Below are 13192 nucleotides of genomic sequence, written 5' to 3'. Positions count from 1 at the left end.
GCGCGGGGTCTGTTCCGCATTGTGCGGAGGGCTCTGTTTTCGGCTGGCCATATGTCACACGTGACGCCTGGGTGTCATGGGGGCGGGCGTGGCCGGTGTGACTGGCTGTGATCGGCAGTGACCGATGTCGGGGCGGCCGGTGGTTCGGCGTGGTTCGGCGTGGTCCCGCGTGGTCCGGCGTGGTCCGGCGTGGTCCGGCGTGGCGGGTGGCGGCGGAAGGTGTGGTCTGCGCGCGTCCGTCGCGTGCGTTCCCCCGCGTCACCTTCCCGGCTCGCCCTAGGGAGTCCGGTGCAGGGTGGGTGGGCGGTCTTGCCGGGGAGTTGTTTCGCAAATCGGATATGTCGCCAAAAGCAGACATATTCCAATATCTCCACCCGGACTATCCGATTGACCGCCCGGCTTTTCCCGGACTTGATTGAGTAATTGACAGCCGAATGGCGTGGACGCATAATTGGGCCTGTCCTGGAAAGCGGTAAGCCCCTCGAAGATTCGCTCGCTCGTGAAATGAGTCGATCGTCCCCCGGGCAGGGGCGGCCGGCATGCCCGCGCGTGCTCCGCCTTCGCTCGTTGTTGTACAGGTCACCTTCGATGGCCGGCGTCCGGCCATGTTCTCTTTCGCGCCTCCCCTCCGGCGCGGACGAATATCCGCGCCCACTCTCGGGCGTGTGACCCGTTTACCGTTACGCGATTCACCGCGCGGCTTTTTCGCATGTGCCCGTGCGGATACAAGGAGAAGGGTGTTCGTCATGTCGGAGTCGTTTGTTTCTGGTGTTGAGGGTGGTTCGGCGTTGAGTCTGGGTACGTCGGCGGCGCGGAATCTGGCGACGACGACGAAGACGGTTCCTCAGATGCAGGGGGTGTCGTCGAGGTGGTTGTTGCGGGTGTTGCCGTGGGTTCAGGTTTCGGGTGGTACGTATCGGGTGAACCGGCGGTTGTCGTATGCGGTGGGTGATGGTCGGGTGAGTTTTGATGTGGTGGGTGGTGAGGTTCGGGTTGTTCCGGTGGAGTTGGGGGAGTTGGCGGTGTTGCGGGGGTTTGGTGATGAGGAGGTGTTGGGGGGGTTGGCGGGGCGGTTCCGTCAGCGTGAGTTTGAGGTTGGGGATGTGTTGGTGGAGGAGGGGCGGCCGGTTGATGGGGTGGTGTTGCTTGCGCATGGCAAGGTGAACAAGGTGGGTTCGGGGTTGTATGGGGATCGTGCGGTGTTGGGGGTGTTGGCGGATGGTGATTATTTCGGTGATGTGGAGGTGGTGGAGGGGGTTGAGGAGTGGGATTACTCGGTGGTGGCGGTGACGTCGGGGGTGTTGTTGTCGTTGTCTCGGGGTGATTTCGAGGCGGTGGTGGCGGGTTCTGATGGGTTGCGGGAGCATGTTCGGCGTTTTGTGGAGGGGGGTCATCTGCCGCAGAACCGTTATGGGGAGTCGGCGATCGAGGTGGCGTCGGGGCATGTGGGTGAGCCGGAGTTGCCTGGGACGTTCGTTGATTACGAGGTGGCGCCGCGGGAGTATGAGTTGAGTGTGGCGCAGACGGTGTTGCGGGTGCATTCTCGGGTTGCGGATTTGTACAACGATCCGATGGATCAGGTTGAGCAGCAGTTGCGGTTGACGATTGAGGCGTTGCGGGAGCGGCAGGAAGATGAGTTGGTGAACAATCGGGAGTTCGGGTTGTTGCACAACGCGGATTTCCGGCAGCGGATCCACACGCGTAGCGGACCGCCCACCCCCGACGACCTCGACGAACTGCTGGCCACCGTCTGGAAGAGCCCGTCCGTCCTGCTGGCCCACCCCAAGGCCATCGCCGCCTTCGGCCGCGAGTGCAACAGCCGCGGCCTCTACCCCCCGAGCGTCGAGCTCAACGGCCATGCCGTCCCGTCCTGGCGTGGCGTCCCGCTGCTGCCCTGCAACAAGATCCCGATCAGCAAGGCCCGCACCAGCTCGGTCATCGTCATGCGCACCGGAGAGGAGAGCCAGGGTGTGGTGGGCCTGCACCAGACCGGCATTCCCGACGAATATCAGCCGGGCCTTTCGGTGCGTTTCATGGGCCTGAACGAGCGTGCGGTCCTTTCCTATCTGGTGAGCGCCTATTACTCGGCGGCCGTGCTCGTCCCCGACGCCCTCGGCGTTCTGGAGAACGTCGAGATCGGCCACTAGCCGGAAAAGCCGGCCGGCGCCGGCCGGTCTCGTGGGGCGCCCGTGCGGGCGCCCCGCCCCTCAGCCGTACGTCCCCTCGCGCGGGCGGGGTGTTTTCCGTGCGCCACCGGTGGGCGGCGGAACGTCATGAAAAGCATGTCCAACGGAATTCGGATCTCTGAACAGAAGGGTGTTCGTTATGTCGGAGTCGTTTGTTTCTGGTGTTGAGGGTGGTTCGGCGTTGAGTCTGGGTACGTCGGCGGCGCGGAATCTGGCGACGACGACGAAGACGGTTCCTCAGATGCAGGGGGTGTCGTCGAGGTGGTTGTTGCGGGTGTTGCCGTGGGTTCAGGTTTCGGGTGGTACGTATCGGGTGAACCGGCGGTTGTCGTATGCGGTGGGTGATGGTCGGGTGAGTTTTGATGTGGTGGGTGGTGAGGTTCGGGTTATTCCGGTGGAGTTGGGGGAGTTGGCGGTGTTGCGGGGGTTTGGTGATGAGGAGGTGTTGGGGGCGTTGGCGGGGCGGTTCCGTCAGCGTGAGTTTGAGGTTGGGGATGTGTTGGTGGAGGAGGGGCGTCCGGTTGATGGGGTGGTGTTGCTTGCGCATGGCAAGGTGAACAAGGTGGGTTCGGGGTTGTATGGGGATCGTGCGGTGTTGGGGGTGTTGGCGGATGGTGATTATTTCGGTGATGTGGAGGTGGTGGAGGGGGTTGAGGAGTGGGATTACTCGGTGGTGGCGGTGACGTCGGGGGTGTTGTTGTCGTTGTCTCGGGGTGATTTCGAGGCGGTGGTGGCGGGTTCTGATGGGTTGCGGGAGCATGTTCGGCGTTTTGTGGAGGGGGGTCATCTGCCGCAGAACCGTTATGGGGAGTCGGCGATCGAGGTGGCGTCGGGGCATGTGGGTGAGCCGGAGTTGCCTGGGACGTTCGTTGATTACGAGGTGGCGCCGCGGGAGTATGAGTTGAGTGTGGCGCAGACGGTGTTGCGGGTGCATTCTCGGGTTGCGGATTTGTACAACGATCCGATGGATCAGGTTGAGCAGCAGTTGCGGTTGACGATTGAGGCGTTGCGGGAGCGGCAGGAAGATGAGTTGGTGAACAATCGGGAGTTCGGGTTGTTGCACAACGCGGATTTCCGGCAGCGGATCCACACGCGTAGCGGACCGCCCACCCCCGACGACCTCGACGAGCTCGTCTCACGGCGCAGGAAGACCCAGGTCCTCCTCGCCCATCCGCGTACCATCGCCGCTTTCGGCCGCGAGTGCAACAGCCGGGGCGTCTACCCCGACAACGTGACGCTCGACGGCACCGCGGTGCGGGCGTGGCGGGGCATCCCGCTGCTGCCCTGCAACAAGATCCCGATCAGCAAGGCGGGCACCAGCTCGATCATCGCCATGCGGATGGGTGAGGACAACCAGGGTGTGGTGGGCCTGCACCAGACCGGCATCCCGGACGAGTACCAGCCGAGCCTCTCGGTGCGCTTCATGGGCATCAGCGAGCGCGCGGTGATCTCGTATCTGGTCAGCGCCTACTACTCGGCGGCCGTGCTCGTCCCCGACGCCCTCGGAGTTCTGGAAAACATCGAAATCGGCCGCTGAGGGGGAGGTCCCCGGACATGACAGTTCCAGAGGCGATGATCGAGGGTCGTCCGGCCCACGAGGTGCTGGCGTGGAGCCGCGACCTGCTCGACGCGGCCATGCGCCCGGCGGTGGACACGCTCCCCTCGTCCATGCGGCACATCGCCGGCTACCACTTCGGCTGGTGGGACGAGAAGGGGCAGCCGGTCGAGGCCGACCCCGGCAAGGCGCTGCGCCCCGCCCTGGTGCTGCTCATGGCCGAGGCCGCCCACGGCGCCGCCAGTATGGCGGCGCCCGCCGCGGGTATGGCGGCGCCCGCCGCGGCGGCGGTCGAGCTCGTGCACAACTTCTCGCTGCTGCACGACGACGTGATCGACCGCGACGAGACCCGCCGGCACCGCCCCACCGCCTGGAGCGTGTTCGGCGACACCGCCGCCATCCTGGCCGGGGACGCCCTGCTCACGCTCGCCTTCGACGTGCTCGCGCGCAGCGGGCACCCGGCCGCCGTCCAGGGCGCCGCCACGCTCGGCGCCGCCGTACTCGACCTGACCGAGGGGCAGCACTCCGACGTGTGCTTCGAGGGGCGCGGCGACGTCGGGCTGGCCGAATGCCTGGGCATGGCGGAGAAGAAGACCGGCGCCCTGCTCGGCTGCGCCTGCGCGCTGGGCGGCCTCTTCGGCGGGGCCGGACCCGAGCAGGTCGAGCACATGCGCCTCTTCGGCGACCGGATGGGACTCGCCTTCCAGATCGCGGACGACCTTCTCGGCATCTGGGGCGATCCCGAGGTCACCGGCAAACCCGTCTTCTCCGACCTGCGCAACCGCAAGAAGTCCCTGCCCGTGGTCGCGGCCCTCACCTCCGGCACCGACGCCGGCCGGGAGCTGGCCGAGGTCTACGCCGAGGACCGGCCGCTGTCCGGCGACGACCTCGTGCGCACCGCGGCGCTGATCGAGAGCGCGGGCGGGCTGGCCTGGAGCCGGGCGCAGGCGGACGACCTGCTGGCCCAAGCGCTGGGGCACCTGCGGTCGGCCGGTGTCACGGCACGTGCCGCCGCCGAGCTGAGCGCGCTGGCCCGGATGGCCACCCGGCGTGACCACTGAAGGAGGCAGGCAGATGCCACACCCGCACACCGCGGACCCCCTGACGAACGCCACCCCCCGTCGCGACCTCGCCGGTTCGGTGCTCGTCGCCGACGAACTGCTCGGTCCGGACGGCTCGACGACCCCGTGCCCCGCGGCCGAACTGGTCGCCGGTGAGTTACGCCGCCGGGGGGTGACCACCGTGCGCGGCCCGCTGGGCATGGACGACGAGCCCGGTGCGGAGTCCGGCCTGGCCGTGCTGGTGGACACCGGCGGGCGGCGGACCGGGCTGGGCGTGGCCGCGGGCGGCGACGACTCCGGCGCCTGGCCGGCGGCCCGCGCCACCATGGCCGCCTGGCTGGCGGTCGCCCAGCCGAGGACGGTGCTGCTGGCCTCGCCGAGGTCGTTCTGCGCCGGGGTCGAACGGGCGATCGACGTTGTGGCCCACCTGCTGGACCGCAGGGGCGGCCCCATCTACGTGCGCAAGCAGATCGTGCACAACACGCACGTCGTGTCCGACCTGGAAAGCCGCGGCGCGGTCTTCGTGGAGGAGCTCGACGAGGTTCCGGTGGGGGCCACCGTGGTGTTCTCCGCGCACGGCGTCTCGCCCGCCGTACACGAGGAGGCCGCGCGCCGCGAGCTCGCGGTCGTCGACGCGACCTGCCCGCTGGTCGCCAAGGTGCACGCGGAGGCGCGCCGGTTCGCCGGGCGCGGGGACACCGTGATCCTGATCGGCCACGCCGGGCACGAGGAGGTCGAGGGCACCCTCGGCGAGGCCCCGGCGAGCACCGTCCTGGTCGAGGACGCCGCCGACGTCGCGGACCTGCGGATCGACGACCCCGGCCGGGTGTCGTATCTGACCCAGACCACACTGGCCGTGGACGAGACCGCCGCCGTGGTCACCGCCTTGCAGGACAAGTTCCCCAGGCTGCGCGGCCCCGCCTCCGACGACATCTGCTACGCCACCACCAACCGGCAGAACGCCCTGAAGGCGATCGCCGAGGAGTCCGACCTCGTGCTGGTCGTCGGCTCCGCCAACTCCTCCAACTCGGTCCGCCTCGTGGAACTCGCCGAGCGCGAGGGCACGCCCGCGCACCTCATCGACGACGCCGGCGACATCCGCCCGGAATGGCTCGCCGGGGCCGGCGTCATCGGCCTCACGGCCGGCGCCTCCGCGCCGCCCCGCCTGGTCGAAGCGGTGATCGCGGCACTCGCCGGCCTCGGCCGGGTCACCAGGGTCGAACGCGAGATCACCCAGGAGGACATCCGCTTCACCCTGCCCTCGGCGGCCAGGTGACCCGCTCCGGAACCGCCCGCGTCCCCCGAGCACGCGGGCGGCCTCCCCGCCGTCAGGACTGCCTCCCCACCTCCTGGTAGCCGCTGGCGATCCACTTCACGCCGGACCGGCCGCCGAACTTGACCCGCCAGAAACGCGGAACGGGCACCCCCGAACTCGTCAGGGTGAAGTCGCCGCTGTCACGGGTGGTCGCGGACCCGGGGTGATCGCGCCACGTGCCGCTCTTCGTCTTCCGGTTCTGTGCGCCGATCTTCAGGTTCGCGGCCCTGCGCCAGCCGCCGGAGCTCGCCTGGATCCACAGCGTCCCCTTGTGCGTGATGCTGCCGCCCTGACCCACCGTCCTGGGCCGGACCGAGTAAGAGGTGATCTTCGACTTCCTGGTGGGTTCCGGCGGGGCGGGGGGCGGCGGCACGGGGGGCGCCAGCACCAGCACGCTCGCGCTCCTGGCGCCGGACTCCGCCTTCGCCGCGAAACCGTCGTCGTCCTCGTCGGTGAACTGCGCCCGCCAGTGGCCGGTGTCCTCGGCCTCGGCGACGAAGACGAAGGCGCCGGCGCGGTCGGTCTCGGTCACGGCCGCCTCCTCCCAGGAGAACGCGTCCTGCCGCTGGAAGACCAGCGAGATCGGCCGCCCGGCCAGCCCTTCCGTCCCCTCGCCGCGCACCACGCCGAGGCGTCCCGTGAAGGTCACCGGCGACCCGGCCCACACCCTCCTGGGCCGCGCGTCGAACCCGGTGAAGAGGGTGCGGTCACGTTCACCGGCGCCCAGGACCGCGAAGTCGATCTCGTCCACCGTCCCGGCCACCCGCACCAGGAGCAGCCAGCGCCCGGCCGGGCCGTCCGCCGGGATCTCGTGCCGGGCCCGCCAGGAGACCTCCTCGGCCTTGGTCGCCTCCCGCTCCGGCCGCAGCTCCGTCTCCTTCCCCACCGGATCGCGCAGCAGGGCGTACGGCTCCGCCCCGCCGCTGACAGCCAGGTCGATCACGACGGTGACCGGCCCGGCCGGGTCGAGGATCACCGGGTAGGGGGCGAACTCCACGTTCTCCAGGGCCGGTGACCGGTCCTCCGCGGGTGGTTCGGATTCGGGTGGTTCGGATTCGGGTGGTTCGGAGTTGTGTGGTGCGGAGTCGTATGGCTCGGACATTCAGCACACCTTTCGGGGGTTCACTTCCGGGATGAGGAGCCGCCAGCCGGCGGGCGTGAGGGACGTGCCGGCGCGGGCGCAGACGGCCGCCGCGGCGCGCTCGGGATCGAACGGGAGGCTGTCCAGGGTGCCCTTCGCACCGAGGCGGTAGAGGACGCCGCCGGGTCCGAAGCCGAGGGCCCGGACGCCGCCGTGTCCGAGGAAGGGCCGCCCGAGCGGGGCGAGCCCGGCCACGTCCCACAGCCGGACCTTGCCGTCCGCCCCGCCGGCCGCGAGGACGCGGTCGTCGGGGGAGAAGGCGAGCGTGACCACGTCGTCCTCCTCCCCGGCCGGCACGAGATGACCGGTCCTGCGCAGGGAGCGCGCGTCCCACAGGTCCACGCCCCCTTCGCGGATCGCGGTGGCGATGGTCGTGCCGTCGGAGCTGAACGTCACGGCGCGCACCCCGTCGAAGCCCGGGTCGAAGGGGCCGCGCACGATCGGGCCGCCGGCCGGGTCGATGAGGGCGTTCTCCGTCCCGCCGACGGCGAGCGCCCCGCCGTCCGGGCGGAAGGCGAGCGCGGTGCCGCCGGGATGGCCGAGCGTGCGGGTCCTGGCGCACCGGGCGGTGTCCCAGAGTTGCACGCCGCCGTGGTTCTCCGCGAACGGCGCGACGGCGAGCGTGCGACCGTCCGGGCCGAACGCCAGCCCGGCCACGGAGGTCCAGCCGGTGAGGGTGAGCAGGCACGTCCGCGTCCCGCGCACCAGGTCCCACAGGGTCACCACGGCAGGCGGGCCGCCCGACCGGGTCGCGCCGATCGCCAGGGTTCGCCCGTCCCGGCTGACGGCGAGCGCCTCGGCGGCGCCCGGGTGGTCCGGCGGGGGGAGCGGGCGTCGGCGGGCGGCGTCCCACAGTTCGACGCGGCCGTCCGCGCGGCGCACGGCGAGGACGCCGGTGGCCGAGGCGAGCACGCCGCCGCTCACCTCGCCGGTCAGCACCGGGGGGCGGGTGTGGGCCGAGACGTCCAGTGTGGCCACGTTGCCGCCGTACCAGCGCTGGTAGCGGAGGGTGCGGTTGTCGGCGCTGAGCCGCAGGGTGGGCGCGCGCGGCGTGTCGTCCAGGGGGTGGCGCAGCAGTTCCTCGCCCGCCGCCGACCACAGCACGGCGGCGGTCCCGTCGAGGAGCAGCACGAACCCGCCGTCCGCGCTGTAGGTCAGCCACCGCACGTCGGTGCCGCGCAGCGTGACGCCCGCGCGCCAGGCGCCCGACCCGACGTCCCAGAACCGCACCCCGTCGCCGCCGCTCACCGCGAGCGTGCGGCCGTCCGGGGAGAAGGCCGCCGCCATGGACCTGCCGCCGGGCGCGCGGCCGGCCGGCTCGCCGGTGCGCACGTCGTACAACGCCAGCCGCCCGCCGTCGTACAGCACCGCGGCCATCCGGTCGTCGCCGGACAGCACGACGCCGACGGCCTCGGCGTCGTCCGGGCGGCGCATGAGCGGGGTGAGCGTGGCCCGGGACCGGTCGACGACCACGACCTGGGTGAGCCCGCCGGAGGTGGCCGCGGCGAGCAGCCGTCCCGTACCGCCGAACGTCAGCAGCCAGGCGTCCCGCGCGAACCCCTCACCGATCGGCCGCCCCGCCACGAGGTCCCACACCTGGGTACGCCGTCCCGGCCCGCCCACCGCGAGCAGCGTGTCATCCGGGCTCAGCGCGATCACCCCGGCCGGGCCGACGCCGTCCACCGTCGTGATCACCCGGTTCCGGGTGACGTCCCACAGCACGGCCCGGCCCTGGTCCACGACGGCCAGCGTGCCGCCGTCGGCGCCGGACGCGAACGCCGCGGCGGCCGTGACGGGCGGCGCCGGGGTCACGCTCAGCTCGCGCTGGGCCAGGGAGCTGTACAGGGCGGCGCGTGCCTCGTCCACCTCGGCCAGCCGCCAGGCCGCCACGCTGAGCAGCATCGCCTTCGCCGGGTCCCTGGCCCGCAGCGCGTCGGCCGCGGCGGCGGTGCGCCGGGCCACGGCGGTGTCCCGTTCCCGTTCGACGGCGGCGGTCTGCCGGACGGCGACCCCGCCCGCGACGAGGGCGATCACGAGGAGGACGGCGAGGGAGGCGGCCAGCCGGGTGAGCAGGCGGGCCCTGCGGCGTGCGGCCTCGCGTTCGGCCTCCTCCTGGCGGGTGGCGGCGGTGAGGAAGCCGGCGGCCAGCGCGGGCACGGGGTGACCGGCGGACCAGTCGCGGGCGAGGGTGAGGCGGGTGCCGCGGTAGAGGGCCGAGGGGTCGCGGCCTTCGTGGTCCCAGGTGGTGGCGGCGTCGATGAGGTGTTGTTCGATGAGGAGTCCGGTGCGGTCGGTGTCGATCCAGGAGCGGAGGGTGGGCCAGGCGTGCAGGAGGGCTTCGTGGGTGATCTCGACGGTGTCGTCGTCGATGGTGATGAGGCGTTGGGTGGCGAAGGCGTGCAGGACGGTGTCCGGTCCGTCGTTGTTGTCTGGTGTGCTGGTGGGGAGTTCGGAGAGCAGGCGGGTGCGGTTCACCCGGCGGCGGGTGTCCTGGGTGCCTTCGCCGATGTGGACGAGGCGGCGTAGCAGGGTGCGGGCGGTGTGCCGGTCGGGTTCGGGCAGGCCGGCGAGTACGGCGTCGGCGGTGGTGGCGAGGGCGCCGTGGATGCCGCCGGTGGCTCGGTAGCCTTCGACGGTCATGGTGTGGCCTGTCCGGCGTTGCCAGGTGGCGAGCAGGGCGTGGGAGAGCAGGGGGAGCCGGCCGGGTTCGTGGCCGGGTGGGCGGGTGCCGCCGAGGTCGGCGAGGAGCAGGTCGGTCAGGCCGGGTTCCAGGGTGAGGCCGGCGAGGGCGGCGGGGCGTTCCACGGCGGCGCGGAGTTCGGTGGTGTTCATGGGGCCGATGACGATGTGGCGTTCCTGCATGGTGGCGGCGAGTGCGGGGTGGGTGGCGCATCGGCCGTAGAAGTCGGCGCGGACGCCGAGTACGACCAGGGCGGATGCCTGGGTGGCGGCGTGGTGCAGGCGGGTGATGAAGTGTTCGCGTTCTTGGTGGTCGTCGCATTCGGTGTAGATCTCTTCGAACTGGTCGACCACGATCACGGTGCGTTGGGCGGGGTGGGTGGTGGGGGGTATGGCGTCGAGGGCGTCGGTGAGGGCGGTGAGGGGGTGGGCGGTGGGGGTGAGGAGGGTTGTGGGCCAGGTGGCCGAGCCGGGGATGTGGAGTGTTCCTGTGCTGATGGCGGGGATGAGGCCGGCGCGTAGCAGGGAGGATTTGCCCGAGCCGGAGGGGCCGGTGACGAACAGCGGGCGGGGGTCGTCGTAGCGTTCGGCGAGGCGGGTGATCAGGGTGGAGGTGAGCCGTTCGCGGCCGAAGAACCATCTGCTGTCCTCGGCTTCGAAGGCGGCCAGTCCTTTGTAGGGGCAGGTGTCGTGTGGTGTGGGGTGGGCGGGGCCGGCCGGCGGGTGCGCGGGTGTGGGTGTGGGGGTGGGGTGGGCGGGGTTGGTGGCCAGGATGAGGTCGCCTGCTGTGCCGGCGGAGCGGCAGCGGGGGCGTGGGAAGCCGGCGGCGGGCAGGGCGCGGGCGAGGTGGCGGTGTATGGCGTGCAGGGTGAGGTCGGCCGGGGCGGTGGGATCGCCGTGGTCGAGCAGGCGCAGCAGTGCTCCGCCGAAAGCGGTGTGTCGTTGTCCGGGTGGTGCCAGGGCGAGTTCGTTGCGTCCGGCGGCGGTGAGGACGAAGGCGCCGTCGATCTCCGCGAGGTTGGCCACCTCGTCCTGCGGTCCGCCCAGTCCGGATACCGCTCGTCCGGCGAAGCAGCAGTCGAGCATGACGATCACCGGGCCGGCTGTGCTGTCGAGTAGGTAGCGGCGCAGGGTGGCGTAGGGGAGGGCGCGGTGTTCGAGCCGGGGTCCGCGTGTGTCGGTGGATTGGGTGGCCAGGTAGAGGGTGCCGTCCCGGCTGAGCAGGCCGTGTCCGGCGAAGTAGACGAGTAGCGGTCCGGTGGCGTCCTCGGTCACCGAGGTGATCACGTCGCCGAGTTCCATGGGTGTGGGCAGGTCGGTCGCCACCCGGATCGCCTCGGCGGGCAGCCCGCACCGCCGTTCCAGCGTGTCGGCGAGGTCGGCGAGTGTGGTCGCCACGGCGGGGATGTCCGGCAGCCCGGTATAGGACGCGGTCCCGACGAGCAGGGCCCGCGCCCCGGTCAGCCCACCGAAACGCGCCACGCTCTCATCAAGCCGGTGAAAGCGTGATTTGTCAGCAGGTTTTGGTTGTCCCGGACCGGACTTTCCGGCGGCGCGGGCGTCTCAGGCGGTTCCGGTGCTGCCGAGCTTGTAGGCGGCCCGGCGGGCGGCCTTGGCGGTGCGCTTGTCGGGGGCGTGGGTGCCGATCGCGGTGAGGATGGCCGGAGCCGCCGGGTGGCCGGCCCGCCAGATGATGTCGATCACCTGCGCGCTCTCGGCGCCGAGGTGGGCGAGGCTCTCCGCGATCTCGTCGCGGAGGTCACGGGCGGCCAGCGAACCCCACGTGTCGAGCAGGGTCCACAGCTCGGCCATCCGCTCCACGCCGTCGGGCTCGGCGAGGTCCACGCCGAGCTGGGGGAGGATCCTGCGCGCCCAGCCGGCCAAAGTGGGATGGGTGAGGTGCTCGCGCCACAGCGGCACCGTCTTCTGGCCGAGGCCGGAGACGAGCTGGACGGCCAGCGTGCGGATGAGGAAGTCCGGCGGCTCCTGGACGGCGGCGAGCAGCTCACCGGCGCCGGCGAGCACGTCGCGGCCGGCCAGCCAGTCGTCGCGGAGCGGGTCCAGATCGGCGTCGCGCGCGCCGGTCAGAGCCTCCAGCAGCTCGCGCGCCGTGGTGCGCTCGGTGACGGACACGACGTCCACCCGCTGCCCGACACGCTCCAGGTGCCGGGCGACGGCGTGGTCGGCGAGCGGGGTGGTGGCCGCGTGCTCGCCGTCCAGCCGGAGCGCGCCGTAGGCGGCGAGCCGCTTCAGCGCCCCGGAGAGCTCCTCGCCGGAGGCGGCGGGCAGCCGCTGCGCCAGCTCGCCCCGGCTCAGCGGCACGCCGGTGACGAACAGCGTGGTCAGCAGGAGTGCGGCCGTCGCGTCCCGGGAGGAGGGCAGGGCGTCGGACCAGACGCGGACCGCGGCCTCGTCGTCGCCGCCCGGCCAGGCGGTCAGCGCGGGGCCGGGCAGGACGTGGGTGTAGGACAGCCGCAGGAACCCGGCGTCCACCGCCGTGCCGAAGCGGCGGGCCAGCTCCGGCGGGGTGACGCCCAGCTCCGCGGCGGCGGCCGAGGCGTCCTCCGCGGTGAGGCCGTCGTGGCCGGCGGGCAGCGCCCGTCCCTCGCCGGTCCACAGGGCCAGCTCCCGCGCCGCGTCGAGCGGCGGGCAGACCCGGGCGGCGGGCGCCAGCTCGTCGAGCGGCGCCAGCCGTACGGCGGGCAGGGGGAGCGGCCGGGGGCGGGACAGCGGCTCCTCGGGGTGGTCGCCGGCCTGGAGGCGCAGCCCGGCCAGCATGCCCGGGTTCTTGGCGGCCCGGCCCAGCCAGGCGGTCAGCGCGGCGTCGTCGTCCAGGTCGACGCCGTGCCGGGCGGCGGCGTCGAGCAGGGAACGGGTGAGGGCGTAGCCGCCCGGGTCGCCCGCGAAGCGGCTGATGCCGGGCGCGCACTCCTCGATGGCGGTGCGCACCGGGCGCGGCGCGCCGCAGGCCCAGCTCCCGGTCTCGACCGTGTAGTCGCACCAGGTGAGCCAGGTGGCGACGAGCAGCTCGGCCGCCTCGGGGGAGCCGGTGCGCGGGGCGAGGACCTCGGCGACGAGCTCGACATCCGCGGGAGTCCACCGGGCGGGGTCGGACTCGTGGCACTCGTCATGATGGGTCCGGAGCAGCAGCGCCAGTGTGTCCGGGTCCATCCGGCGGTCGCCGGCCGCCGCCCAGGCGCCGCATGCGGCGATCTCGTCCGCGAAGTCTCGCATACCGTGACCATAGCGTCACGC

General features: G+C 71.7%; 7 protein-coding genes. 4 read left to right on the top strand and 3 right to left on the bottom strand.

The features are described 5' to 3' along the window. The first annotated feature begins 746 nt into the window (after positions 1-746). From QSK26_RS20540 to ispH, 4 genes are all read left to right on the top strand, one after another. The gene (locus QSK26_RS20540; RefSeq protein ID WP_285776851.1) at positions 747-2147 is read left to right on the top strand and encodes a family 2B encapsulin nanocompartment shell protein; all 1401 of its coding nucleotides are present in this window, start codon (positions 747-749) and stop codon (positions 2145-2147) included. Positions 2148-2325: 178 nt separating this feature from the next. Next, a complete protein-coding gene (locus tag QSK26_RS20535) occupies positions 2326-3723 on the top strand; it encodes a family 2B encapsulin nanocompartment shell protein (RefSeq protein ID WP_285776801.1) in 1398 nt (465 codons plus the stop codon). A 17-nt stretch (positions 3724-3740) separates the two neighbouring features. Continuing rightward, positions 3741-4802, top strand: coding sequence for a family 2 encapsulin nanocompartment cargo protein polyprenyl transferase (locus tag QSK26_RS20530; RefSeq protein ID WP_285776800.1), 1062 nt, complete (start codon positions 3741-3743; stop codon positions 4800-4802). A gap of 13 nt (positions 4803-4815) precedes the next feature. Next, the gene (gene ispH, locus QSK26_RS20525; protein WP_285776799.1) at positions 4816-6078 is read left to right on the top strand and encodes a 4-hydroxy-3-methylbut-2-enyl diphosphate reductase; all 1263 of its coding nucleotides are present in this window, start codon (positions 4816-4818) and stop codon (positions 6076-6078) included. A 52-nt stretch (positions 6079-6130) separates the two neighbouring features. On the opposite strand, the gene QSK26_RS20520 is transcribed toward ispH, so the two are convergent. The 3 genes from QSK26_RS20520 to QSK26_RS20510 form a co-directional block, all read right to left on the bottom strand. Beyond that, entirely contained in the window at positions 6131-7219 is a 1089-nt protein-coding gene (locus QSK26_RS20520; RefSeq protein WP_285776798.1) for a hypothetical protein, read from the bottom strand. After that, positions 7220-11419 carry a caspase, EACC1-associated type gene (locus tag QSK26_RS20515; protein ID WP_285776797.1) on the bottom strand — a complete coding sequence of 1400 codons (4200 nt, stop codon included), beginning with the start codon at positions 11417-11419 and terminating at the stop codon, positions 7220-7222. Positions 11420-11500: 81 nt separating this feature from the next. Then, positions 11501-13171: a hypothetical protein gene (locus QSK26_RS20510; RefSeq protein ID WP_285776796.1), complete on the bottom strand. Its 1671-nt coding sequence runs from the start codon at positions 13169-13171 to the stop codon at positions 11501-11503. Positions 13172-13192 lie beyond the last annotated feature (21 nt).

Origin of the sequence: Microtetraspora sp. NBRC 13810 (genome assembly GCF_030268685.1) — a bacterium.
Classification (GTDB): Bacteria; Actinomycetota; Actinomycetes; order Streptosporangiales; family Streptosporangiaceae; genus BSRQ01.
Note: the sequence above shows the minus strand (reverse complement) of the source record. Positions and strands in the feature narration are given on the sequence as shown.